The organism is Mycobacterium sp., from assembly GCF_052143115.1.
GTDB lineage: Bacteria > Actinomycetota > Actinomycetes > Mycobacteriales > Mycobacteriaceae > Mycobacterium.
On sequence record NZ_JBKQTQ010000050.1, the window covers coordinates 58,015 to 81,613 of the forward strand.

The 23,599-nt window shown below is 65.5% G+C and carries 23 protein-coding genes and 2 pseudogenes; 19 read left to right on the top strand and 6 right to left on the bottom strand.

What is annotated here, in order from left to right; translation table 11 throughout:
- Positions 1-12: 12 nt before the first annotated feature.
- Complete coding sequence (locus tag ACLQI9_RS05335; RefSeq protein ID WP_442381347.1) at positions 13-738, bottom strand: SIMPL domain-containing protein; 726 nt, start codon at positions 736-738, stop codon at positions 13-15.
- 198 nt (positions 739-936) lie between these two features.
- On the opposite strand from ACLQI9_RS05335, the pseudogene ACLQI9_RS05340 reads away from it, so the two are divergent.
- Positions 937-1,554: pseudogene (locus tag ACLQI9_RS05340) on the top strand (DUF5134 domain-containing protein).
- 494 nt (positions 1,555-2,048) lie between these two features.
- Complete coding sequence (locus ACLQI9_RS05345; protein ID WP_442381350.1) at positions 2,049-2,456, top strand: DUF305 domain-containing protein; 408 nt, start codon at positions 2,049-2,051, stop codon at positions 2,454-2,456.
- Positions 2,457-2,538: 82 nt separating this feature from the next.
- Here the strand turns inward: ACLQI9_RS05345 and ACLQI9_RS05350 are convergent, their stop codons facing one another.
- Positions 2,539-3,099, bottom strand: coding sequence for a hypothetical protein (locus tag ACLQI9_RS05350; RefSeq protein WP_442381352.1), 561 nt, complete (start codon positions 3,097-3,099; stop codon positions 2,539-2,541).
- A 120-nt stretch (positions 3,100-3,219) separates the two neighbouring features.
- Between ACLQI9_RS05350 and ACLQI9_RS05355 the strand changes: the two genes are divergently transcribed.
- The 3 genes from ACLQI9_RS05355 to ACLQI9_RS05365 all read left to right on the top strand — a co-directional run bounded on the left by ACLQI9_RS05355 (position 3,220) and on the right by ACLQI9_RS05365 (position 5,542).
- The gene (locus ACLQI9_RS05355) at positions 3,220-3,633 is read left to right on the top strand and encodes a hypothetical protein (RefSeq protein ID WP_442391242.1); all 414 of its coding nucleotides are present in this window, start codon (positions 3,220-3,222) and stop codon (positions 3,631-3,633) included.
- Positions 3,634-3,839: 206 nt separating this feature from the next.
- Positions 3,840-4,220 carry a BlaI/MecI/CopY family transcriptional regulator gene (locus ACLQI9_RS05360; protein WP_442381355.1) on the top strand — a complete coding sequence of 127 codons (381 nt, stop codon included), beginning with the start codon at positions 3,840-3,842 and terminating at the stop codon, positions 4,218-4,220.
- Positions 4,217-5,542 carry a M48 family metalloprotease gene (locus tag ACLQI9_RS05365; protein ID WP_442391244.1) on the top strand — a complete coding sequence of 442 codons (1,326 nt, stop codon included), beginning with the start codon at positions 4,217-4,219 and terminating at the stop codon, positions 5,540-5,542. Before ACLQI9_RS05360 ends, ACLQI9_RS05365 begins: the two co-directional genes overlap by 4 nt.
- A gap of 51 nt (positions 5,543-5,593) precedes the next feature.
- Here the strand turns inward: ACLQI9_RS05365 and ACLQI9_RS05370 are convergent, their stop codons facing one another.
- The 4 genes from ACLQI9_RS05370 to ACLQI9_RS05385 form a co-directional block, all read right to left on the bottom strand.
- Positions 5,594-7,063: an APC family permease gene (locus ACLQI9_RS05370; RefSeq protein ID WP_442391246.1), complete on the bottom strand. Its 1,470-nt coding sequence runs from the start codon at positions 7,061-7,063 to the stop codon at positions 5,594-5,596.
- A 91-nt stretch (positions 7,064-7,154) separates the two neighbouring features.
- A complete protein-coding gene (locus ACLQI9_RS05375) occupies positions 7,155-8,171 on the bottom strand; it encodes a zinc-binding dehydrogenase (RefSeq protein WP_442391248.1) in 1,017 nt (338 codons plus the stop codon).
- Positions 8,171-9,364, bottom strand: a complete 1,194-nt coding sequence (locus ACLQI9_RS05380) for an LLM class flavin-dependent oxidoreductase (RefSeq protein WP_442381362.1) — start codon at positions 9,362-9,364, stop codon at positions 8,171-8,173. Before ACLQI9_RS05380 ends, ACLQI9_RS05375 begins: the two co-directional genes overlap by 1 nt.
- Complete coding sequence (locus ACLQI9_RS05385; RefSeq protein ID WP_442391258.1) at positions 9,361-10,356, bottom strand: alpha/beta fold hydrolase; 996 nt, start codon at positions 10,354-10,356, stop codon at positions 9,361-9,363. The genes ACLQI9_RS05380 and ACLQI9_RS05385 overlap by 4 nt, the downstream gene beginning before the upstream one ends.
- 328 nt (positions 10,357-10,684) lie before the next feature.
- Between ACLQI9_RS05385 and ftsH the strand changes: the two genes are divergently transcribed.
- The 14 genes and pseudogenes from ftsH to ACLQI9_RS05455 form a co-directional block, all read left to right on the top strand.
- Positions 10,685-13,048 carry an ATP-dependent zinc metalloprotease FtsH gene (gene ftsH / locus ACLQI9_RS05390; RefSeq protein WP_442381366.1) on the top strand — a complete coding sequence of 788 codons (2,364 nt, stop codon included), beginning with the start codon at positions 10,685-10,687 and terminating at the stop codon, positions 13,046-13,048.
- A 17-nt stretch (positions 13,049-13,065) separates the two neighbouring features.
- Complete coding sequence (gene folE / locus ACLQI9_RS05395) at positions 13,066-13,674, top strand: GTP cyclohydrolase I FolE (RefSeq protein WP_442381368.1); 609 nt, start codon at positions 13,066-13,068, stop codon at positions 13,672-13,674.
- Positions 13,671-14,513 (top strand): dihydropteroate synthase, encoded by an 843-nt coding sequence (gene folP, locus ACLQI9_RS05400; protein WP_442381370.1) that lies wholly within the window; start codon positions 13,671-13,673, stop codon positions 14,511-14,513. Before folE ends, folP begins: the two co-directional genes overlap by 4 nt.
- Entirely contained in the window at positions 14,506-14,907 is a 402-nt protein-coding gene (gene folB, locus ACLQI9_RS05405) for a dihydroneopterin aldolase (RefSeq protein ID WP_442381372.1), read from the top strand. Before folP ends, folB begins: the two co-directional genes overlap by 8 nt.
- On the top strand, positions 14,904-15,470 hold the full coding sequence (folK, locus tag ACLQI9_RS05410; RefSeq protein WP_442381398.1) for a 2-amino-4-hydroxy-6-hydroxymethyldihydropteridine diphosphokinase: 567 nt from the start codon (positions 14,904-14,906) through the stop codon (positions 15,468-15,470). The genes folB and folK overlap by 4 nt, the downstream gene beginning before the upstream one ends.
- Positions 15,470-15,946: a DUF3180 domain-containing protein gene (locus tag ACLQI9_RS05415; RefSeq protein ID WP_442381374.1), complete on the top strand. Its 477-nt coding sequence runs from the start codon at positions 15,470-15,472 to the stop codon at positions 15,944-15,946. The genes folK and ACLQI9_RS05415 overlap by 1 nt, the downstream gene beginning before the upstream one ends.
- A gap of 203 nt (positions 15,947-16,149) precedes the next feature.
- Positions 16,150-16,606: pseudogene (locus ACLQI9_RS05420) on the top strand (DUF6779 domain-containing protein); the annotation flags it as partial.
- 1,347 nt (positions 16,607-17,953) lie between these two features.
- A complete protein-coding gene (locus tag ACLQI9_RS05425; protein ID WP_442381376.1) occupies positions 17,954-18,874 on the top strand; it encodes a Rossmann-like and DUF2520 domain-containing protein in 921 nt (306 codons plus the stop codon).
- Positions 18,871-19,818 (top strand): pantoate--beta-alanine ligase, encoded by a 948-nt coding sequence (gene panC, locus ACLQI9_RS05430; protein ID WP_442381378.1) that lies wholly within the window; start codon positions 18,871-18,873, stop codon positions 19,816-19,818. The genes ACLQI9_RS05425 and panC overlap by 4 nt, the downstream gene beginning before the upstream one ends.
- On the top strand, positions 19,818-20,225 hold the full coding sequence (gene panD / locus ACLQI9_RS05435; RefSeq protein ID WP_442381380.1) for an aspartate 1-decarboxylase: 408 nt from the start codon (positions 19,818-19,820) through the stop codon (positions 20,223-20,225). The genes panC and panD overlap by 1 nt, the downstream gene beginning before the upstream one ends.
- A 12-nt stretch (positions 20,226-20,237) precedes the next feature.
- Entirely contained in the window at positions 20,238-21,053 is an 816-nt protein-coding gene (locus ACLQI9_RS05440) for a type III pantothenate kinase (RefSeq protein WP_442381382.1), read from the top strand.
- 48 nt (positions 21,054-21,101) lie between these two features.
- Positions 21,102-22,613, top strand: coding sequence for a lysine--tRNA ligase (gene lysS, locus ACLQI9_RS05445; protein WP_442381384.1), 1,512 nt, complete (start codon positions 21,102-21,104; stop codon positions 22,611-22,613).
- Between the two features lie 116 nt (positions 22,614-22,729).
- Positions 22,730-23,068, top strand: a complete 339-nt coding sequence (lsr2, locus tag ACLQI9_RS05450) for a histone-like nucleoid-structuring protein Lsr2 (protein WP_442381386.1) — start codon at positions 22,730-22,732, stop codon at positions 23,066-23,068.
- Positions 23,069-23,334: 266 nt separating this feature from the next.
- The coding region (locus tag ACLQI9_RS05455) for a Clp protease N-terminal domain-containing protein (protein WP_442391250.1) at positions 23,335-23,599 on the top strand (265 nt) is incomplete at its 3' end.

Sequence of the window (23,599 nt, forward strand, 5' to 3'; positions counted from 1 at the left end):
CCGGGGATATCCCTACCGAAGTTCCCAGACCGCGGCGACCGAGAAGTTCACCGTCTGCTGGCCGGGCTCCAGCGGAACATTCGACGGCATGGCCCCGCCTCGCGGAGCCGGAGCCAGGATGGGTGGCGCGGCTCCGGATGCCTCCGAGATCGAGATGACCTTGCCCAGCTTCAGCCCGGATAGCTTTGCGTACTGCTCGGCCCGGTCCTTGGCGTCCTGAAAAGCCCGCGCACGCGCGTCCTTCACCAGCTGCGAGTCGTCCGCGATGGAGTAGCTGACCGAATTGATCCGGGTGGCGTCGCCGCCGGTACCCACGATGATTGCCAGCACATGCGACGCCGAGTCGGCGGGGTGGATCTTGACCCGGATCGAGTTGTCGGCGCGGTACCCGGTGATGGCGCCGCCGGAATTGTCGTACTGGGGTTGCAGGCCGACCTCGGTGGTGCTGATGTCCTTGCGATCGACGCCGGCGCCCGCCAGGGCATTGATGACAGCCTGCTGACGGTCGTTGGTCTGATTCATCGCCAGAGTGGCGTCCGGCGCGGTGAACTCGATACCGATGTCGGCGGTGAGGGTGTCGGGCACGCCTTGGACGTGTCCGGAGCCCACGACCGTCACCTGACGTGTGTTGTCCGCCAACCGTTCTGAGTGGCTGTCGCAGGCGGACGAGACGGCGGCCGCGAGACCCACCGCGAGCGCGATCCGGATTGGCAGTCTGGCGCGTTTGGGGACGGGCATGATTGGGACCCTACGCGCGATGTCTACCCACCCCAGGTGGGGTGGGATATGGTGGGCGGCGAGCAGAACTGGAGTGAGGTATGCCCGAGGCGGCTCTCCTCGCCAGTGTGGTGACAAACTCGCTCCGGTTGCGACGCTTCGGGCGCGAGGCATGAAAGATGCTTGTACCAGCGTCGATTTCGAGCGGCCGGGAATCAAATGATTCACGACATCGTGCTCCGATGGGTGGTCATCGGACTGTTTGCGCTGACCGCGGTCGGATATGGGGTAGCGGTCATCGCCAAACCCCGACCATGGACGTCGGCCGTCAACCATGCACTGCATGTCGTCATGGCAGTCGCGATGGTGGTGATGGCCTGGCCGTGGAGCACACGGCTTCCCACAACGGGACCTGCAGTGTTTTTCCTGCTTGCGGCCGTGACGTTCGCGGCGATGGCCATCTTTGCAGTCCGAACCACCTCCCGGCGGGAGCTGTACTTCTATCACGGCCTGATGATGCTGGCGACGGCCTGGATGTACGCCATCATGGACAGGCATCTGATGCCGGCCGGATCGAGCACGCAGCCGGATATGTCGATGCCGGGCATGGACATGTCTGCGATGAACATGCCGGCAACCCACGAAACGCCCTTATGAGTCAGTGCCGTTGGCTGGATCGGTGCAGCCGGCTTCGCGGTCGCGGCGGTCTTCTGGACATACCGGTATTTCAATGAGCGGCAACACGAGACGTTGCGCCGGTCGTTGGGTGACCTGGGTCAGGCGATGATGGCCGCGGGTATGGCGATCTTGTTCCTCGCCACGCTGTTTCCGGTCTGAGCGCCTAAGTCGCATCTTCGGCGACGGGCACGACCGCAGTGGCGCGGCCGTCCCCGCCCCCATTGAGTGCGCTGTGGCGGCGGCCCCAGACCAGGTAGCAGACCAGCGCCACCGCTACCCAGGCGCTGGGGTGTCCAGGAATCAAAATAATGCTATCTACGTACGGAGATAGTAGTCTTTTTCTGCGGCAACCAGACTCCTTTACGGGCACCCGTCTCCGTACTGGCGTGCCGATTCAGCAACGGGTAAACACTTTTCGCGGCAGGAAGGACAGGTAAGTCATGAGACAACAGTTGGTGAGGCTGAGCGCGGCCGCCGTCGCGGTCACCGTGACGCTCAGCGCATGCAGCAGCTCAGGTCACCAGGCCGCGACCAGCAGCCCGTCTGCCGGCACCGCGACCGGATCTCCGGCGCCCTCGGCCGCCCAAGCGCACAACTCGGCTGACATTACGTTTGCCCAAAACATGATGCCCTGCCATAAGCAGGCCATTCAGATGAGTGACGTCGTCCTGACCAAACAGGGCATCGACCCGCGGGTGGTACAGGTGGCAAACCAGATCAAGGCTGCGGAGGACCCCGACATCCAGCGGATGCAGAGTTGGCTGAGCCAGTGGCAACAGCCGACGACGCCGATGATGCCCAGCCCAACCGCCGGGATGCCCGCAATGCAAGGAATGGCGGGGATGATGTCGCCCGAGCAAATTACAGCGTTGCAGAACGCTCTAGGTGCCGATGCCAGTAAGCAATTCCTGACGATGATGATCCAAAACCACCAGCATGCAATCATGTTGGCGCAGAGCGAAATTAGTTCTGGTCAGTACCCTCCGGCTGTTGCGATGGCGCATTCAATCGCTACGACCGAACAACAGGAGGTCAACACCATGCAGGGCCTCTTGGGGTAGATGACGCGAGGAGGCGGAGCTCATCACGTGCAGCCGGAGAGTGAATTCGGTTGCAGATCTTATGTATTGGGCTTCCAGCCACTCATGGCGGTCCCATCATGCTACCCGGTCCCATCATGCCGGAACCCATCATTCCCCGCATCATCGGCGGCATGCCGTCGCGTACAAACCCAGTCACTTCCTGGGCGTGCGCACGGATGGCCGCAACCAGCTGGGGATCATCTGCGGTTTCCTCAGCGATCACGCCTGTGGGCGTGAGTGTGAGCTGACGGCGGTATCTGTCGGCGCGCCGGAAGAGCGTCGGCAGGCTGTCGCTCATGCACATGACTTCGCCGCCCTGTTCGAGGTGGGAATACATGCTCGAGACGTGCGCCTTGAGCTGCGCAGCAAGTTCTGGGGAATCGGATTGGGTGGTGGTGCGAATGCCACCTGGGATCTCCTCGACGGTGCGGGTTAACTCGTTGTGCCGGTTGAACATCTCCATGTAGCGGGACATGTCCGTCGGGGAGACGCCCATCATGCCGCCGCCGTCGTCGACGAGTCGGACGGCTGGGGCGGGCGATCCGAGGACCCCACGCAGCACATACCCGAGACCCACGACGGCGCCCGCGCCGACCGTGGTGAGCGCAGCACGTCTGGTCATCCGCCGCGGAGACCGCTTGGCGCTCAACGTATTGCCGACCTATTGACCGTATAAAGCAAGGTGTTCTCTGATCTCAACCGCAAACTCAATATTGGTTCTGGCTAGCCGGTTTTGCTGGGCATGGGCATACCACTCGGCCTGGGCATACCACTCGGCATAGGCATCCCGCTAGGCATGGGCATCCCGCTAGGCATGGGCATCTCGGGCATGGACATGCCGCAACACATGTCGTCGGGCTTAGAAGCGCCCGGTTTAGGCGGGTTGTTGGGGTGCGGGGCTGAGGTCGTCACCGGGCGCGGCGCGGGGACTCGCGAGGAGCCGGCCCAGGTCCCGGCCAAGAAGCTGGCCACCGCGATACAAGCGAAAGCCAAGACGGCGCCGATCACGCGCTTGCGCTCACGGAGCCTGGAACCCAGCTCGCCGAAAGATCCCATCGTCGATTCCTCTCATTCGGACTGGCGGAGCACCTCTGCGAACGGACTACATCTCCGGTGGATGAGCGCCTACCGTCCGGTCTACTATCTAACTACGTAGATACTAGATCCGGGCGGGGAGTGCTGGCAAGCGGAGGCGGGGGAATCAGCTAGAGCCCCTAGGTGTGTGCTCGCTCTTGGTTCCCGCCGTCCGGCGGTGGTCGTACTATGTTGGTACGTAGATGTTGGAGACGGCGTGTTCGAGCTGTCGCGGTTCCAGCCCTCGCGAACGAGACCAGCGGCTCTGTAATAACCGGGAGACCAGCAGTGCGGATTCGAGGATTCGGCGAACTCGAGGCAGTCATCATGGACCGTATATGGAGGCGCGACTCCGCGATACCGACCACGGTGCGTGAGCTTTTCGATGAACTTGCCGCCGAGCGCACCATCGCGTACACCACCGTGATGTCCACCATGGACAACTTGCATACAAAGGGCTGGCTCGCGCGAGAACGCGACGGGAAGGCCTATCGGTACTGGCCCACCCTGTCGCGTGAGCAGCACAGTGCGCGGTTGATGCGCGAGGCCCTCGATGGCGGCGGCAGCCCCGAATTGGTACTGCAGCATTTCGTCGAACAAATCGGCGCCGAGGAATCCGAGCGCCTGCGCTCTGTTCTGCGACGGCTGGCCAAAGGAAGGAACCAGTGATCAGCGTTGTGGTTGGCCTGCTGCTGTACAGCATGGCGATGCTCGTCGCGGCGCCTCCGCTGCTACGGGCAATGACCGGCAGCGGAAACGCCCCGCGCCTTGGGGTGGTGACATGGTTGAGCGCGATCGGCACTGTGGTGGGTTCCTGGGTGGCGACTTCGGTGATGGTCATCATCGAAGTGATAAGCCATTGGACTCATCCCCGCACGGTTGCCGCGTCCTGCCTGGCCCGCTTGCAGCGCACGATGAGCGGAGATGCCGGGATTGCGCCGCAGATCACGCTGCTCGCGATCGCTGCGGCGGCTACGGTGGCGGCCGCGATCATCGGTGTGCGGCTGGCCACCGCCGTGCTGGGAATGCGTGCTCGCGCGCACGAGCACGCTCGGGCTGTGCGGTTGGTTGGTCATCGCACCGGTGAGGCCGACGTGGTGATGGTCGAGGCCGCCAAAGCTGCCGCCTACTGTGTCGCGGGTCGACCGCCGGCGATCGTCGTGACCAGCGCCGCCCGAGCCGCACTCGATGATCGCCAACTGGCCGCGGTGCTTGCCCATGAACGAGCCCACCTGGCCGGGCACCACGCGGTGATCGTCAGCGTGCTGCGCGCTCTGGCCGCGGTGTTTCCTCGGATAAGCCTAATTACCGAAGGGGAACAACAGGTTTCGCGATTGTTGGAGATGTGCGCGGATGACGTTGCGGTGCGCCGGCATAGCAGCCGAGCGCTGCTGTCTGGGCTGATCACGCTGTGCACGGCGGCCCCAGCTGAAGCGCTCGCGGCCGCCGATTTGGCCGTACTGGCGCGAGCCGAACGGCTGGCGAGGCCGCCGAAGGAGTCGATGAAAGTCAAAACTCGAGCTGCGCTGACGAGTGTCATTGCCATCATGGCTGCCGGGCCGCTGATCGCCGTCGCGGACTGCGTCTGGCGCTCTCATGTGTGGGGTCCGGGGATGCATGCAAACCTCAACATAGGCCCAGCAGGACTAGTCGCAGCACCCACACCGTTGAAGGCGTTGGGGCATAGTGAATTTGGAAAGGCGGTCTCGATGATGATGATGGACGATGGTCACTGGGGATGGGGCAGCTGGATCCTCACGACCGGAACAACGATTGTGTTCTGGGCGCTGGTAATCACTGCGGTGGTGGTTCTCGCGCGGTATTTGCTGTCGTTGTCGCAGCGGCCCGCCGGCACGACGCACGCCGGGGGAGCGGGCAACGCAGAGCAAGTGCTGGCTGAACGCTACGCGCGCGGCGAGGTCGACGACGAGGAATACCAACGGAGATTGGGGCTGCTTCGCCAAAATATAGCCTCCACCACGTCGACCTGATCCCGGCAGTGCCCGCGCGCTGGTGTACGGGTTGGGAGCACGACGGCTCGGCTAGGCGACGTCATCGGGGACGGGCACGGCCGTTGTGATGCCGCCGTTCCCGGTGTCGTTGAGTGCGCTGTGCCGGCGGCCCCATACCAAGTAGAAGATCAGCGCCACCGCTACCCAGGCGCTGAACGCAATCCAGGTGTACCAGTGCAGGCTGTACAGGATGTAACCGCAGGCCGCGATCGACAAGATCGGTGTCACCGGATAGCCAGGCACCTTGAAACCGCGGGGCAAATCCGGTTGCTGAATGCGCAGGACAATCACGCCCACTGACACCACGATGAATGCGGTCAGGGTGCCGATGGAGACCGTTTCGGCCAGGCGGTCCAGCGGCACCAGCGCGGCCAGGATGGCCACCACGAGCGCGACGATCACGGTGTTTCTGACGGGCGTCATCGTGCGCGGGCTGACCTTCGCGAATGTGGCCGGCAGCAGGCCGTCACGGCCCATCGTGAACAGGATGCGTGTCTGGCCATACAACGTCACGAGGGTGACGGAGAAGATGGATATGACCGCGCCGGCAGCCACCAGGGTGCTGCCTGCGGTGTTTCCGGTGATGCGATCCAAGATCACGGCCAGCACTGCCTCTTCACCCTTGAAGTCTTGCCACGGCTGGCTACCCATCGCGGCAACCGCGACGAGCAAATGGATACCCATGACGATCAGCAGGGCGTAAATGATTGCCCGCGGCATCGTGTGTTGTGGATCTTTGACTTCGTCGCCGGCGGTGGATACCGCGTCAAGGCCGATGTAGGCGAAGAAGATTGTCCCCGCGGCCAAGCTGATGCCCGAGACGCCGAACGGTGCCAGGTCACTGAAGCGGTCGGCCTTGAACGCGGTGAACGCGATGGCCGCGAACACCACCAGCACGCTGAGCTTGATCACTACCATCACCGCGTTGGCCTTAGCGGATTCATGGGCACCGCGGATCAACAGGACCGCACACATCGCCACCAAGACGATGGCCGGCAGGTTGATGACACCCGGCACGTCACCCCACGGTCCCTCCGAAATGACTTGCGGCAGATGAAATCCGAAGACGTTGTCCAAAAACTTGTTCAGATACTGGCTCCACCCGACGGCCACCGCGGCGGTGGACACGCCGTACTCCAACAGCAGGCATGCTGCGACGCCCATTGCCGCGAGCTCGCCCAGGGTGGCGTAGCAGTACGAGTAGGCCGATCCGGAAACCGGTACCGCCGAAGCCATCTCGGCGTAGCAGACCGCGGCCAGACCCGCCGCGATGCCGGCGATGATGAACGAGATGACCACTGCAGGGCCGGCTTGCGGCACGGACTGTGAGAGAACGATGAAGATGCCCGCGCCGACCGTCTCGCCGACGCCGAACATGGTGAGCAGGAAGGTTCCAAGGCTGCGTTCCAGCTGATAGGAGGCCCCGTTCGCGACCGGCGCGCCGCTCACGGGCCGGCGCCGCAGCATCTGCCCTCGCAAGCTGAGCGCCGGCGTCGGCATGGTGCCTCCTCCGTGAGCTAGCCAGCCTGGCTCAAGATAACGCACGGATGATCCGGCTGCCCGACAAAAGCACTGGCAAAGCGGCCGGCGGCTACGGGGTGACCAGTATCTTGCAGTGCCGTTCGGGATCGGCGAGATCGTCGAACGCCGTGCCGACGTCTTCGAGACCGACATCGGCGGTGATGACCGGGGCGACGTCAATGCCACCCTCGGCGATCGCGCGCAACGAATCGGCGAATTCGTTCGGGTCGTAGGCGAGAACGAACTGGACGTTGATCTCCTTGGCAATGGCGAAGAACGGATGCATGGTGTCGGGCTGCATGCACACGCCGACAACGACCAGCCGGGTGCCATGCGCGGCTCTCCGCATCACGTCGTCGATGATGCCGGGCACCCCAACCGCCTCGAATATCACAGCGGGAGTGACGGTGTCGAATGGTGAGCCCTGCGCGGGGTCAAGCACCTGATGTGCGCCCATGATGGTGGCGACCTCGCGTCGCTTTGGCGAAAAGTCCGCTGCCACAATGGTTTCAACTCCGCGGGCTCGTAGATTAGCGATCACCGCAATGCCGATCGGACCACAGCCGAGCACCAGCGCGGTTTCGCCGGGCTGAACACCGGACTTGTTGACGGCGTGCAGCCCGACGGCCATCGGTTCGGCCAGCGCGGCGTGTCGCGGGTCCAGGCCGTTGGGGATAGGCAGCAGCAACGGCGCCGAAAGGAGCATGCGCTCGGCGTAGCCGCCGAGCGTGTTGTTGCTGTAGACGATCGGTTCAACGTGTTGGCCTGAGATCAGCACCGGGATCGACGTGACCAGCGTGCCCGCCGGATAGGTATCGGTGTCGGGGCCGGCTTCGAGCACCTCGGCGCTGAACTCGTGGCCCATGAAGATGTCGTGGCTCAAGTCGACGTTCATACCACCGCCGAGACTGTCGGCCATCTCCTCGCTCAACGAAAGCACCGCGGCGCCGTGCTTGGCGAAATGCAGGTCGGAGCCGCAGATTCCGCACGATCGCACGCCGACCAGAACCTGGCCCCGACCGGGGACGGGGTCAGGTACGTCGTCCCGACAGACCATGCGGCCTTCTCGTAGCACCGCGGCGCGCATCAGCTGTTCTCGCTTTCCATCTTGAGTTCATCGGTGTGCTCGGTGATCGCCTTCACCACGGCCTCGCCGGCGCGGCCGAGTAATTGGTCACGCATGCCCCTGGCCCATTCATGTGATGCCCGCGGCGCCTCCAATTGACCTTTGAAATGCGGAATCACCTTGCGGGCGAACAGATCATAGGAATGATACGTCGCCTCCGGCGACGCCCAGTCGTGGCCGAGCAACAGGAAGGTGCCGAATCCGCTGGACCGGTCGAGCAGATCTTGGATGTAGCCGATCGCATCCTCGGGTGTGCCGATGCAGCAATTGCCCCGTCCCGCATAGTCTTCGACGAATTCCCGAGGTGACTGCGCGCCCTCGACCAGATTGGCCAGCGGCACGAACCCCGCTGCGCCGAAGTACTTGGCGAAGTCCTGCAGGCCGTAGGTGCAGTCGTCGATGGCCTGATCTCGACTGTCAGCCAGATGCACGATGCCGAGCACCCGCCAGTTCGCCCGGTCGGGCTCGTCGTGGCCGGCTTTGCCGGCTTGTTCGCTCACGACTTGCCAGGTGTTTTCCAGCGCCGCATAACCGCCCGGCACCGACATCGACAGCGACAGCAGCGACGTCTCCAACGCGCCGGCGAGCCGCGGCCCGGACGGCGAAATCATTGCCGCCGTCGAGATTTCCGGATAAGGCCAGGTGTAGGGACGGATGTGCAACTGGGCATCGCGCAGCGTGAACCAGTCCGAGTGGCGGCTGATCCGCTCACCAGGTGCGGCCCGGAACAGCGCGAGGATCGCCTCCAGCGATTCATGCATCATCCGGCGCTGCTCGACCGGATCGATGCCCATCATGTAGGCGTCCGACGGCAGGGCGCCCGGACCGGTACCGAACATCACCCGCCCGCGGGTCAAATGATCCAGCAACACCCAGCGGTCGGCCACCATCAGCGGATGGTGGTAGGGCAGCGACACCACACCGGTACCCAGCCGGATGTGCTTGGTCCGTTCAGCTGCCGCGGCGATGAACACCTCCGGGCAGGCGATCAGCTCGTAGCCGCCTGAGTGATGTTCACCGAACCACGCCTCGTCGAAACCCAGACGGTCCAGCGCGACCACTCGCTCCATGTCGTATTCGAGTGCCGCCGTAGGAGATTGGCCGGTCGGGTGAAATGGGGTGATGAAGACGCCGAAGTTCAGCGGGCGGTTCATGTCAGCTTCACGCCCGATAGGAAGTCCAGTACCGCCTCGTTGACCTGATCCGGGCACTCCTGTTGCAGCCAGTGCCCGGCACCGTCGATCATCACCTCGCGGTAGGGACCGGTGACCACTTCGCCGGTACGGTCGCGGCGCATGAAGCCCCCCACCGGATCGTCGGTGCCGGCGATGAACAGCGCCGGCACCGTGATGGTGGCGGCCGGCGGGTCGGCCAAGATCTCCCAGTTGCGGTCCAGGTTCCGGTACCAGTTCAGTCCGCCGGTAAATCCGGTGCGGCTGAACTCGGCGGTGTAGTGGTCGAGCTCCTCGGCGCTGATCCAGCCCGGCAGGGCGTCGGGTTCGGGCAGCCGATCGATGAAGCCCTCCGGCCCGGGCGCGATCATCCGCATTGCGGCCGCATGGTCATCCGGCGCGCGCAGTCCGGCGATCATGCGCCGCAGGGTCTTGGCCGGGTCGGCAGCCAGTTCGGCATCGGCGACCCCCGGCTCTTGGAAATAGAGCATGTAGAAGAAGTTGTCGCCGAACAGCATGCGGAACGCCTGCGTTGGTGGGATCTGGGCGCGTGGCACCGGCGGAACGCTCAAACCGACCACGGCCGCGACCCGATCGGGATGCAGTTGCGCCGAGCTCCACACCACCGGGGCGCCCCAGTCGTGACCGATGAGCACCGCCCGCTCGGCGCCGACGTCGTCGAGCAAGCCGATCACGTCGGCGGATAGTTTGGCGATGTTGTAGTCGGAGATGTCCTGGGGTCGGCTGGAACCGCCATAGCCGCGCTGATCCGGCGCCAGCACGTGGTACCCGGCGGCTGCCAGCACCGGGATCTGGTGACGCCATGAATAGGCGAGTTCCGGAAAACCGTGAGCCAGCACTACCACTGGTGCGCCGGGCTCACCCGCTTCGACGGTGTGCAACTGCACGCCATTCGTTTCAATGATCCGCGCGGTGATGGGTACGCTCTCGGGCACCGTCTCACCAAAGCACACCCCCGGGTCCGCCCGAAAGGTGTTCGGGAGTTGGCTGCGCCGGCGATGAGGATTGTCGGGAACTGCCATTCGTTGTTTTTCACGGCAGATCGAAACGGGATGATTTCCGGCCCGAGGTTCGCTGTTCCGCTGCTGCTGGCGGCCAGCTCCCGGCATCGGACGAGGCGGCCACCCCGCGGACGCGGGGAGCCGGGCAATCCGACCGTGAACATCGCGGTGACCTGCTGCGCCCGGCCGTGCCGGGCTGGCAATCGCCACGGGGCGGTAACCTGGACTATTCCAGCTGCGTGTATCGGGAAGGGACCTGGCCGGCGACGGCCGATGATTGATGAACCGGAAAAATGTGATCCGCACCCTCACGGCGATCGCTGTCGTGTTGCTGCTTGGCTGGTCATTCTTTTACTTCAGCGATGACACCCGCGGCTACAAGCCGGTCGACACCTCGGTGGCGATGGCCCAGATCAAGTCCGGCAACGTCAAAAGTGCACAGATCGACGATCGCGAACAACAGGTGCGGTTGACGCTGAAAAGCGCCAACAGCGGCACCGACGGGTCCGACAAAATCATCACCAAGTACCCGACCGGTTACGCGGTTCCCCTGTTCGACGCGTTGACCAGTAAAGACGCCCAGACCAGCACTGTCGTCACCGAGGGCAACATCCTGGGCTCGCTGCTGATCTACGTGCTGCCGTTGCTGCTCTTGGTCGGCCTGTTCATGATGTTTTCCCGCATGCAGGGCGGTGCCCGGATGGGCTTCGGTTTCGGCAAATCGCGGGCCAAGCAGCTCTCCAAAGACATGCCCAAGACCACCTTCGCCGACGTCGCCGGCGCTGACGAGGCGGTCGAGGAGCTCTACGAGATCAAGGACTTCCTGCAGAACCCTTCGCGCTACCAGGCCCTGGGCGCCAAGATCCCCAAGGGCGTGCTGCTGTACGGGCCGCCGGGAACCGGTAAGACGCTGTTGGCCCGCGCTGTAGCGGGGGAGGCCAACGTGCCCTTCTTCACCATCTCCGGGTCGGACTTCGTCGAGATGTTCGTCGGGGTCGGCGCATCCCGGGTCCGTGACCTGTTCGAGCAGGCCAAGCAGAACAGCCCGTGCATCATCTTCGTCGACGAGATCGACGCCGTCGGCCGCCAGCGCGGCGCCGGGCTGGGCGGCGGCCATGACGAACGCGAACAGACGCTCAACCAGTTGCTGGTCGAGATGGACGGGTTCGGTGACCGCACCGGCGTCATCCTGATCGCGGCCACCAACCGGCCTGACATCCTCGACCCGGCGCTGCTTCGGCCCGGCCGGTTCGACCGCCAGATTCCGGTGTCCAGCCCCGACCTGGCCGGCCGACGTGCGGTGCTACGCGTGCACTCCACGGGCAAGCCCTTCGGCCCCGACGTCGAGTTCGACGGGCTGGCCAAGCGGACCGTCGGCATGACTGGCGCCGATCTGGCCAACGTCATCAACGAGGCGGCGCTACTGACTGCCCGCGAGAACGGCACGGTGATCACCGGCGCCGCGCTGGAAGAGGCGGTGGACCGGGTGGTCGGCGGCCCGCGCCGCAAGAGCCGGATCATCAGCGAGCAGGAAAAAAAAATCACCGCCTACCACGAATCCGGGCACACGCTGGCGGGCTGGGCGATGCCGGGCGTCGACCCGGTCTACAAGGTGACGATCCTGGCCCGGGGCAGCACCGGCGGCCACGCGCTGGCGGTGCCCGAGGACGACAAGGGCCTGCACACTCGCTCGGAATTGATCGCCCGGCTGGTGATGGCGCTGGGCGGGCGTGCCGCCGAAGAGTTGGTGTTCCACGAGCCCACCACGGGCGCGGTGTCCGACATCGAGCAGGCCACCAAAATCGCCCGCGCCATGGTCACCGAATTCGGCATGAGTTCCAAACTCGGCGCGGTCAAATACGGCACCGAACACGGAGACCCCTTTCTCGGCCGGACCATGGGGAACCAAGCCGATTACTCCCATGAGGTCGCGCGAGATATCGACGACGAGGTGCGCAAGCTCATCGAGACCGCGCACACCGAGGCGTGGGAGATTCTCACCGAATACCGCGACGTGCTGGACATCGTGGCCGGCGAGTTGCTGGAGAAAGAAACCCTGCACCGGGCCGAGTTGGAGGCGATCTTCGCCGACGTCGAAAAGCGGCCCCGGCTGACCCTGTTCGACGACTTCGGTGGCCGCATTCCGTCGGACAAGCCGCCAATCAAAACACCCGGCGAGCTGGCCATCGAGCGCGGCGAGCCGTGGCCGAAACCGGCGCCCGAACCGGCCTTCAAGGCTGCCATCGCGGCGGCGGCGCGGGATGCCGCGCAGGTCGAGGCCGATCGGGCCACCAACGGCGCCAACGGTTCTCATGGTGCGCCGGGCGGCCCCGAGGGCCCTGCCGTTGCAGGCGTTCCGCCGCACCAGTCGACACAACCCGATTACGGTGCACCGGCGGGCTGGCACGCTCCAGGATGGCCACCCCCGCAACAGCCGCCGGGCTACTGGTACCCGCCGCCATCCTCCCCGCCGCCACCACCGCACTGGCCGCCACCGCCGCACAACTACGCGGGCTCCCAGGGCCAGCCCTATCCCCCGTATCCGCCGTATCCGCCGCCTGGTACACCCGCACCGGAGGCAGGGCAGGCCGTCGACCCGCCAAGCGGCGGCCCGAGCCCGTCCAACCCGTCGACGCACGGCTGAAACGAACGGAGGCTTCGATGGCGCAGCCGAATTCCCGAACCGCGACCCTGAGCACCGCGGTCTTCGACCAGGCGCGTGCCGAGGCCGCGGTCCGCGAACTGCTGTACGCGATCGGAGAGGACCCGGATCGGCACGGTCTGCTGGCCACCCCGGCCCGCGTCGCACGCAGTTACCGGGAGATGTTCGCCGGTCTGTACACCGATCCCGACGCCGTGCTGGACACCACGTTTGACGAGCAGCATGACGAGTTGGTGATGATCAACCAGATCCCGCTGTACTCCACCTGCGAACACCATCTGGTGGCGTTCCACGGTGTGGCGCATGTGGGATACATCCCCGGTCACGACGGCCGGGTCACCGGATTGTCGAAGATTGCGCGGCTGGTCGACCTCTACGCCAAGCGGCCCCAGCTGCAGGAGCGGCTCACGGCCCAGATCGCCGACGCGCTGATGCGGAAACTCGATCCGCGCGGGGTAATCGTCATCATCGAAGCCGAACACCTGTGCATGTCCATGCGAGGCGTCCGCAAGCCCGGAGCTGTCACCACGACGTCGGCAGTGCGTGGACAGTTCAAGACCGACAGTGCATCTCGAGCTGAGGCGCTCGAACTGATCTTGCGCAAGTGAGCACGATGTGCGTCCAGGTCATCGGGGTGGTGAACGTCACCGACGACTCGTTCTCGGATGGCGGGCACTACCTGGACCCCGAGCATGCTGTCGAGCAGGGCTTGGCGTTGGCCGCCGACGGCGCGGCGATCATCGACGTCGGGGGAGAGTCGACCCGGCCCGGTGCCGTCCGGATAGATCCGCGGGTCGAGACCGCCCGCGTCATTCCTGTCGTCAAAGAGTTGGCGTCGCAGGGCATTACAGTCAGCATCGACACCATGCACGCTGGCGTGGCGCGGGCGGCGCTGGAAAATGGCGCCCAGATAGTCAACGACGTGTCCGGCGGACGCGCCGACGCGGGTATGGCCGATCTGCTCGTCGAGGCCGGTGTGCCTTGGGTGTTGATGCACTGGCGATCCGTTTCCTCTGACCATCCGCACGAAGTGCCCCGCTACCGCGATGTGGTTGCCGAAGTGCGCGCCGAGCTGCTCGCCAGCATCGACGACGCGGTTGCCGCGGGCGTGGATCCGGCGAAGCTGATCATCGACCCCGGTCTCGGATTCGCCAAGACCGGCCAACATAATTGGGCGTTGCTGCATGCCTTGCCGAAGCTAGTGGCGATCGGTGTCCCGGTTCTGGTCGGGGCGTCGCGGAAACGGTTTCTCGGTACCCTGCTGGCTGGTCCCGATGGTGCGGTACGGCCACCTGACGGGCGTGAGACGGCTACCGCGGTGCTTTCAGCATTGGCCGCGCTGCATGGCGCATGGGGGGTGCGGGTGCACGATGTGCGGGCCTCGGTCGACGCGCTGAAGGTCGTCGACGCATGGACGCAAGCCGGGGCGGTCGAATCCGATGGCTGACCGAATTGAGTTGCGCGGCTTGACGGTTCGCGGCCAGCATGGGGTCTTCGACCATGAGCGTGCCGACGGTCAGGACTTCGTCGTCGATATCACTGTCTGGATCGACCTGGTGGACGCCGCGGCCAGCGACGACCTGGCAGACACCTACGACTACGGTGTCCTGGCTCAGCGGGCGGCCGCTATCATCGCCGGGCCGGCTCGCAATTTGATCGAAACGGTCGCCGCCGAGATCGCCGAGGATGTGATGAAAGACCAGCGGGTGCACGCCGCTGAGGTGACGGTGCACAAGCCGCAGGCTCCGATACCCCAGACCTTCGGCGATGTGGCGGTGGTGGCCCGACGGTCGCGGCGCGGCGGACGGGGTTCGGTGATTCCTGCCGGAGGGGGACGCTGATGCGGGTGGTGTTGTCGATCGGATCCAACCTCGGTGACCGGTTGGCGCGGCTGCAGTCGGTGCTCGACCGGCTGGGCGAGGCGGTGCAAGCGGTTTCTCCGGTCTATGAGACCGCGGCCTGGGGCGGCGTCGAGCAGGGCCCGTTCCTCAACGCCGTGCTGATCGCCGAGGACGCGACGCTCGACGGACACGGTTGGTTGCGTCGCGCCCAGGAGATGGAGCAGTCGGCGGATCGGGTCCGGGGACAGCGTTGGGGCCCGCGCACTCTCGATGTGGACCTGATCAGCTGCTATCAGACGTCGGCAGCCGGGGACACCGAAGTGTTCTCGCTGGAAGATGGTCTGACCCTGCCGCATCCGCTGGCTCACTTGCGAGCCTTCGTGATGATTCCGTGGCTGGCCGTTGACCCGGAGGCGGCGCTGACGGTGGCCGGTGGAAAGCAGCCCGTCGCAAAGCTGCTCGCGCAGCTGGATCCCGCCGACCGCGCCAGTGTGCAACTGACCGGGCTGGTGCTCGAACCGCGAGGCGAGAGTACGGAATTCGACTCGGCCCCGGAAACTTGATGGGTCCGACCCGGAAACGTGATCTGACGGCCGCGGTGATCGGCACCGCGGTGCTCGGATACCTGCTTGTCGTGTTGCTATACCGGTGGTTTCCACCGATTACGGTGTGGACGGGGCTGTCGTTGCTTGCGGTCGGCGTCGCCGAGGCGCTGTGGGGGCGTTATGTCCGGGCCAAGATCAGTGACGGCGAGATCGGTGACGGGCCCGGCTGGCTACATCCGCTGTCGGTGGCCCGCAGCCTGGTCATCGCCAAAGCATCGGCCTGGGTGGGCGCGTTGGCGCTGGGTTGGTGGGTCGGGGTTCTGGTCTACTTGCTGCCGCGGCGGTCGTGGCTGAGGGTGGCTGGCGAAGACACCGCCGGTACGGCGGTGGCGGCGGTCAGCGCGCTGGCTTTGGTGGTTGCCGCGCTGTGGCTGCAACATTGCTGCAAGTCGCCGGCGGATCCGACCGAGCATGGCGAGGGCGCCGAAAATTAGCTCGGCTCGGTGACGATGCGGGCCGTCCGGCGGCCCGAGTGGGAGGCGGGCGATGAGTTTCGCTCGGTGACGATGCGGGCCGCCGGAACGGCCCGAGGTGGAGGCACCTCCCGCTTGCGGGGGAGCGGCGGGCAATCAGCCCACGTGAGAATCGCCGGAGCACGGCGACACGCGGAGTGACCTCGGCCCGGTACAGTCGGGCCATGACCGATCTGTCCCGCGGCGCCCGGTTGCGGCGCGGCGGCCGCAGACCGGGTTGGGTACTGCTGACGGCGTTGCTGGTGCTCGCTATCGGCGCCAGTTCTGCGCTGGTTTTCACCAGCCGGGTGGAGCTCCTCAAGCTCGCCGTGATCCTCGCCTTGTGGGCCGCCGTCGTCGCTGCGTTCGTGTCGGTGATCTATCGCCGGCAAAGCGACGTGGATCAGGCCCGGGCGCGGGACCTGAAGCTGGTTTACGACCTGCAACTGGACCGCGAAATCTCGGCTCGCCGCGAGTATGAGCTCACGGTGGAGTCTCAGCTGCGTCGCGAGCTGGCCAGCGAACTGCGCGCGCACGCCGGAGACGAGGTCTCGGCGCTGCGGGCCGAGTTGGCCGCGCTGCGCACCAATTTGGAGATCTTGTTCGACGCCGAACTCAGCGACCGGCCGGCACTGGAGACCGAACGCAGGACCGTGCGTGCTTCCAGCGACTGGGATCGCGAACACGAAAGCGTACGCGAACGGGTCAACCGGGTGACCTCGGTGCGGGCCGAAGAGCCTCCTCGGCGCACGGACGACAGCTCGATCATCGACGTGCACGAGGAACCGCTGGCGCCGCCGCCGCGGCAGCCGGCCGCGGATAGCTACCAGCCTGCGGCCTACGCCTACCAACCCGCTGGGGCTCACGAGGCTTCCGGGGCAAACGGCGCCGCTGAGGTGAATGAGCCGGCAGAGGCGGACCGTGGTGTGCATCGGCGCTGGGGTGAGCGATCCGCTGGGGCCCGACCGGATCAGGCGACACCACCCACCGGTTGGGCCCCGCCGGGAGTGTCATCCGCGGGCGGGGCAGAGCGGCAACCCGAGGGCCATGGCTGGGTCCCGCCGGAGCAAGCGTCGGAGAACGGTGGTTGGGCCGCGCCCGCGGCCTCATCCGCGAGCCCCGGAGAGCGGTACGAGCCGCCACCGCCACGCCGTTCGCACCGGCGGCAAGAGGCGCCCCCACAACCCGAGCCGCGGTTTGTACCTCCACCCGCGCCGCCCGAGCCGCCGCCGGAACAACCGCGGCGCGAGTGGTCGGCGCCCACCATGGAGCCCCGGCATCAAGAAACGCCCGCGGCCTGGCAGCCGGTGAGCCCCGAAGGACAATGGCTCCCCGCCGGAGCACCTGGCGGTAACTGGAATCCCGAATCGGGCGAAAACGCCGGCAGCGGGCCGTGGAAATACGACAACTCCCCGTCCCGCGACCGGACTTCGCACAGTTCTCCCAGCATCAGTGAAGCCGCGCCGGCGTCGCCGCCGCCGGTTGAGCGGCGCGGCCGCCATTCCAGCGCCGTCGAGTCGGCAAGTCAGATCGGCGAATCCGAATCCGATTGGCGCGAGCCAGATCGTCCCGCGCGGGCTCGTCATTCCGCTGAAAGCTCCGCATACCCCGACTCCGGCATCGGCGGACCCGCGACGCCGGCGCCGGCAATGTCGCCGCCACCGCCGCCGATACCACCCTCGCCCCCGCCGCCACCCGACAGGGAGCCGGTGATGTCGCCGCCACCGCCGGCACCCCCACCCGCGGCCCGGCATCGCGGCACCGATCCGTTGGATGTCGACGCTCCGCAATCCGGCGGCCAGTCGGTCGCCGAGTTGCTGGCGCGGTTGCAAACCAGCCCGTCCGGAGGCGGCCGACGCCGGCGCCGTGAGGACTGAGGCGAAGACCACAGCGCGATTCGCGTCTTCGGCGGGGTAGAGTCTTAGCGACCGTCCGGTACCCGCACCGCGGGACTGGAACGAAACAAGAGACTTGTGAGGGTCGTCTGCGATGGTGCAGCTCGACGGATTGCGCCCCGCCCGGCTCAAGGTGGGCATCATCTCCGCCGGCCGGGTGGGAACGGCGTTGGGGGTCGCGCTGGAACGCGTCGACCACGTCGTGGTGGCGTGCAGCGCGGTTTCCCGGGCGTCGCGCCACCGTGCCGAACGCTGGTTGCCCGACACCCCGGTGTCGCCGGTACCGGACGTTGCCGGCAACGCCGAGCTCCTGCTGCTGGCCGTGCCCGACACCGAGCTGCCAGCGCTGGTTTCGGGGTTGGCCGCCACCTCGGCGGTGCGGCCGGGCACCATCGTCGCGCACACCTCGGGCGCCAACGGCGTGGCCGTGCTGGGGCCGCTGAGCAGGCAGGACTGCATACCGCTGGCCATTCATCCGGCGATGACGTTCACCGGCTCCGACGAGGACATCGCCCGGCTGCCGGACACCTGCTTCGGGATCACCGCGGCCGACGAGGTCGGTTACGCGATCGCGCAGTCCCTGGTGCTGGAGATCGGCGGTGAGCCGTTCCGGGTCCGCGAGGACGCGCGGACGCTGTATCACGCCGCGTTGGCCCATGCCGGTAACCACATCGTCACGGTGCTCGCCGATGCCCTGGACGCATTGCGAGCCGCGCTGTCGGGGACCGAACTCCTCGGTCAACAGCTCGTCGACGATCAACCCGGCGGCGTCGCCGAACGGATACTGGGGCCGCTGGCCCGCGCGGCGTTGGAGAACACCCTGCGACGAGGGCAGGCGGCGCTGACCGGTCCGGTCGCGCGCGGTGATGCCGGCGCGGTCGCCGGTCACCTGAGCGCGCTGGCGGCGGTCAACGCGGAACTGGCCCAGGCCTACCGGGTCAATGCCCTGCGCACCGCGCAACGCGCGCATGCGCCCGACGAGGTCCTCCGGATGCTTGAGGTTTCGGCGCGGTGACCGTCAACAGGCCGCCGAAGTTCAACGCCGGCGAACTCAACGTGTACGCGAGCCCCAGCGATGTTGGCGAGGTCAGCCGTGCGCTGCGCCATACCGGTCGGCGAGTGATGCTGGTACCGACCATGGGGGCGCTGCACGACGGACACCTCGCCCTCGTCCGCGCCGCCAAACGGGTGCCCGGCTCGGTGGTGGTGGTGTCGATCTTCGTCAACCCGCTGCAATTCGGTGCGGATGAAGATCTCGACGCCTACCCGCGGATCGTCGAAGACGATTTGGCGTTGTTGCGTGGCGAAGGCGTTGAAATAGCTTTCACCCCAAGTGTTTCGGCGATGTACCCCGACGGCCCGCGTACGGCGGTGCATCCGGGTCCGTTGGGATCCGAACTCGAGGGAGCCGCCCGGCCCACCCATTTCGCCGGCATGCTCACCGTGGCGCTGAAGCTGCTGCAGATTGTGCGCCCGGACCGAGTGTTCTTCGGTGAGAAGGACTATCAGCAACTGGTGTTGGTCCGGCAGATGGTCGCCGACCTCAACGTCGATACGCGGGTGATCGGTGTGCCGATCGTGCGCGAATCAGACGGCCTGGCGATGTCCTCACGCAACCGCTACCTCGATCCCACGCAACGCGAACTGGCCGGCGTGCTATCGGCGGCACTGCTGGCCGGGACGCGTGCGGCCTCGGGTGGTGCGGATACGGCGCTGGCGGCGGCCTGCGCCGTGCTGTCCGAGATACCCGCGATCGACCTGGAATACCTTCAGGTGCGTGACCCTGAACTCGGGCCCGCCCCGGCGTATGGCCCGGGCCGGCTGCTCGTCGCGGCCCGGCTCGGTGCTACCAGGCTCCTTGACAATGTCGCGGTTGAAATCAGCACTGCCGTCGGCGCCGACGGGCGAGAGCCCGCGGTTACCGGCAATCGGACCCTCGAATCACCCTGGAGGAATTGATGTTACGAACAATGCTCAAGTCGAAGATCCACCGGGCGACCGTCACGCAGGCAGACCTGCACTACGTCGGCTCGGTGACGATCGACGCCGACTTGATGGATGCGGCCGACCTGCTCGAGGGCGAACAGGTGACCATCGTCGACATCGACAACGGCGCCCGGCTTGTCACCTATGCGATCACCGGTCAGCGTGGTAGCGGCGTAATCGGAATCAACGGGGCTGCAGCGCATCTCGTACATCCCGGTGACTTAGTGATCCTAATCGCCTACGCGACGATGGACGACGCCGAGGCGCGCAGCTACCAGCCGAAGATCGTCTTCGTCGACGCCGACAACCAGGCGATCGATCTCGGGAGCGACCCGGCGTTCGTACCTGCCGATGCCGGCGAGCTGGTCTCGCCGCGATGAAGGGTCGGTAGCGTGCTGCTGGCAATCGACGTCCGCAACACCCACACCGTTGTGGGACTGCTTTCCGGTGCAAAGGAGCACGCGAAGGTAGTGCAGCAGTGGCGGATTCGCACCGAATCCGAAGTCACTGCCGACGAACTGGCGTTGACCATCGATGGTCTGATTGGCGAGGATTCCGACCAGCTCACCGGCGCGGCCGCCCTGTCCACAGTCCCATCGGTGCTACACGAGGTGCGGGTGATGCTCGACCAGTACTGGCCGACGGTGCCGCATGTGCTGATCGAACCTGGGGTCCGCACCGGCATCCCGCTGTTGGTCGACAACCCGAAAGAGGTCGGCGCCGATCGAATCGTCAACTGCCTCGCGGCTTTTCAGAAGTACACGACGGCCGCCATCGTGATCGATTTCGGCTCATCGATCTGCGTGGACGTGGTGTCCGCCAAAGGCGAATTCCTCGGCGGCGCTATCGCGCCGGGAATACAGGTCTCCTCTGACGCGGCCGCTGCGCGCTCTGCCGCATTGCGGCGCGTCGAGTTGGCCCGGCCGCGCTCGGTGGTCGGCAAGAACACCGTCGAATGCATGCAGGCGGGTGCGGTTTTCGGTTTCGCCGGATTGGTGGACGGTCTGGTCCAACGCATCCGCGACGATGTGGACGGTTTCGCGGGCGACAACGTCACCGTGGTGGCCACCGGCCACACCGCACCGCTGCTGTTGGCGGAACTGCATTCCGTGGATCACTACGACCAGCACCTGACCCTGCACGGTCTGCGGCTGGTGTTCGAACGCAACCGGGACAGCCAGCGCGGACGGCTCAAGACGGCGCGCTAGCCCTGACCGGCGAATTCCCATCGCGGGTATTCATTAAGCTGGCACGTCGTGGACGCCGGCGGTCAAGACCTACCTGAGGACATCCCCGAGCAGTTCCGGATCCGCCGGGACAAGCGGACTCGGCTGTGGGCTGAGGGGCGCGACCCCTACCCGGTCGAAGTCGGGCGCACCCACACGCTGGCGCAGATCCGTGCCGCTTACCCCGACCTGGCTGCTGATTCGACCACCGGCGACATCGTCGGTATGGCCGGCCGGGTGGTGTTCGCGCGTAACTCGGGCAAGCTGTGTTTTGCGACACTCCAAGAGGGCGACGGCACCCAACTCCAGGTGATGCTCAGCCTTGCCAGCGTCGGTGAAGAAGCGCTTGATGCGTGGAAGGCCGACGTGGATATCGGCGATATCGTCTGCGTTCGCGGGGAGGTAATTAGCTCACGGCGCGGCGAGTTGTCTGTCCTTGGCGATAGTTGGCAAATGGCGTCCAAAGCGTTGCGGCCGCTGCCGGTGGCGCATAAAGAGATGAATGAAGAGTCGCGGGTGCGGCAACGCTACGTGGACCTGATAGTCCGTCCCCAGGCACGCACGGTTGCCCGACTGCGGATCGCCGTCATTCGCGCGTTAAGGACCGCTCTGGAGCAGCGTGGCTTTCTCGAAGTCGAGACGCCGATGTTGCAAACTTTGGCCGGCGGCGCACTGGCCCGGCCGTTCGTCACCCACTCCAATGCCCTCGACATCGATCTGTACCTTCGGATCGCACCGGAACTGTTCCTCAAGCGATGCGTCGTTGGTGGGTTCGACAAGGTCTTCGAACTAAATCGGGTGTTCCGAAACGAAGGAGCCGATTCCACGCATTCCCCGGAATTCTCCATGTTGGAGACCTACCAGGCGTATGGAACGTATGATGATTCGGCGGTCGTCACCCGCGAGCTTATTCAACAGGTGGCCGACGAGGCGATCGGCACCCGAGAACTGTCGCTGCCGGACGGGACTGTCTATGACATCGACGGAGAATGGGCGTCGATACAAATGTATCCGTCGCTATCTGAGGCACTCGGCGAAGAGATCACACCGAACACCACGGTTGAGCGCTTAAGCGGCATCGCCGAGTCGCTCGGTGTGGAGGTGCCGGCGGGCCGGGGGTATGGGCATGGCAAGCTGGTCGAGGAATTGTGGGAACACGCTGTCGGCGCCAGCTTGACGGCGCCCACCTTTGTTCGGGATTTTCCAGTAGAGACAACGCCTTTGACGCGTCAGCACCGCAGCATCCCGGGTGTTACTGAAAAGTGGGACCTTTATATACGCGGGGTCGAGCTGGCGACGGGATACTCAGAATTGATAGACCCGGTGGTGCAACGGGAGAGGTTCGCTGAGCAGGCGCGAGCGGCGGCTGCCGGTGACGACGAAGCGATGGCGCTCGACGAAGATTTCCTCGCTGCCTTGGAGTACGCCATGCCGCCATGCACGGGAACCGGAATGGGTATCGATCGGTTGTTGATGGCTTTGACTGGCCTGTCAATTAGAGAGACAGTATTGTTTCCGATTGTCCGTCCGCATAGCAACTGATCTCATCTATGGTGGTGTATTGAATACCGCGCCTTCCTATGGCAGATTGATGCCCACGGGGGCGGTCCAACAACTTGCACAGTAAGTGCTCAGGAAGAAAGTGTGAGGCGCAGCCAATGGCGAAGAAAGTGACCGTCACCCTGGTCGATGATTTCGACGGTGAGGGCGCCGCCGATGAAACCGTCGAATTCGGTCTCGACGGGGTGACCTATGAGATCGACCTTTCGACCAAAAATGCGACGAAACTGCGCAACGATCTGAAGCAGTGGGTCGAAGCCGGCCGTCGCGTCGGCGGTCGTCGACGCGGACGTGCCAGCGCCGGTCGCGGCCGCGGAGCCATCGACCGCGAGCAGAGCGCCGCGATCCGGGAATGGGCCCGTCGTAACGGGCACAACGTGTCGACGCGGGGCCGGATCCCGGCTGACGTCATCGACGCATTCCACGCCGCGACCTGACCGTCCACCTGACACTGCGACGCCGGCCCAGCATCGAACGTGGGCTGGTCCGGCTTTCGCTGGTGGCGAACTGATCGCCCGCTGGGTCGGGAAACGATTTGCCGTTCTACCGCGTTGCTCCTATTACGGCTGTGACGTAACCGGGTATATGCGTGTGACGTAATGGACCGCAAGGTAGGAAGCCCGGCGAGCCGCCCATTACAGTGGATGGCAGGTACGCGGTGTCGTCCGTTGTACCGATGGTGAGGGAGAGCAGGTAACCACCGATGTTCGAACGATTTACCGACCGTGCCCGCAGGGTCGTCGTCCTGGCGCAAGAAGAGGCCCGGATGCTCAACCACAACTACATCGGCACTGAGCACATCCTGTTGGGTCTTATTCACGAAGGCGAAGGCGTAGCCGCAAAGTCGCTGGAGTCGCTGGGCATCTCGCTGGAGGGCGTCCGCAGCCAGGTCGAGGAGATCATCGGCCAGGGCCAGCAGGCCCCGTCGGGGCACATCCCGTTCACTCCGCGCGCCAAGAAGGTGCTCG

Bases quoted from the DNA above. Each gene is read 5' to 3' on its own strand.
- folE (WP_442381368.1), top strand. From the start codon at position 13,066: ATGGCGCAGCCGAATTCCCGAACCGCGACCCTGAGCACCGCGGTCTTC.
- ACLQI9_RS05350 (WP_442381352.1), bottom strand. From the start codon at position 3,099: ATGACCAGACGTGCTGCGCTCACCACGGTCGGCGCGGGCGCCGTCGTG.
- ACLQI9_RS05335 (WP_442381347.1), bottom strand. From the start codon at position 738: ATGCCCGTCCCCAAACGCGCCAGACTGCCAATCCGGATCGCGCTCGCG.
- ACLQI9_RS05415 (WP_442381374.1), top strand. From the start codon at position 15,470: ATGGGTCCGACCCGGAAACGTGATCTGACGGCCGCGGTGATCGGCACC.
- ACLQI9_RS05345 (WP_442381350.1), top strand. From the start codon at position 2,049: ATGAGTGACGTCGTCCTGACCAAACAGGGCATCGACCCGCGGGTGGTA.
- lsr2 (WP_442381386.1), top strand. From the start codon at position 22,730: ATGGCGAAGAAAGTGACCGTCACCCTGGTCGATGATTTCGACGGTGAG.
- ftsH (WP_442381366.1), top strand. From the start codon at position 10,685: ATGAACCGGAAAAATGTGATCCGCACCCTCACGGCGATCGCTGTCGTG.
- ACLQI9_RS05355 (WP_442391242.1), top strand. From the start codon at position 3,220: ATGGGCATACCACTCGGCCTGGGCATACCACTCGGCATAGGCATCCCG.
- ACLQI9_RS05425 (WP_442381376.1), top strand. From the start codon at position 17,954: ATGGTGCAGCTCGACGGATTGCGCCCCGCCCGGCTCAAGGTGGGCATC.
- folB (WP_442381372.1), top strand. From the start codon at position 14,506: ATGGCTGACCGAATTGAGTTGCGCGGCTTGACGGTTCGCGGCCAGCAT.
- ACLQI9_RS05380 (WP_442381362.1), bottom strand. From the start codon at position 9,364: ATGAACCGCCCGCTGAACTTCGGCGTCTTCATCACCCCATTTCACCCG.
- ACLQI9_RS05375 (WP_442391248.1), bottom strand. From the start codon at position 8,171: ATGCGCGCCGCGGTGCTACGAGAAGGCCGCATGGTCTGTCGGGACGAC.
- ACLQI9_RS05370 (WP_442391246.1), bottom strand. From the start codon at position 7,063: ATGCCGACGCCGGCGCTCAGCTTGCGAGGGCAGATGCTGCGGCGCCGG.
- panD (WP_442381380.1), top strand. From the start codon at position 19,818: ATGTTACGAACAATGCTCAAGTCGAAGATCCACCGGGCGACCGTCACG.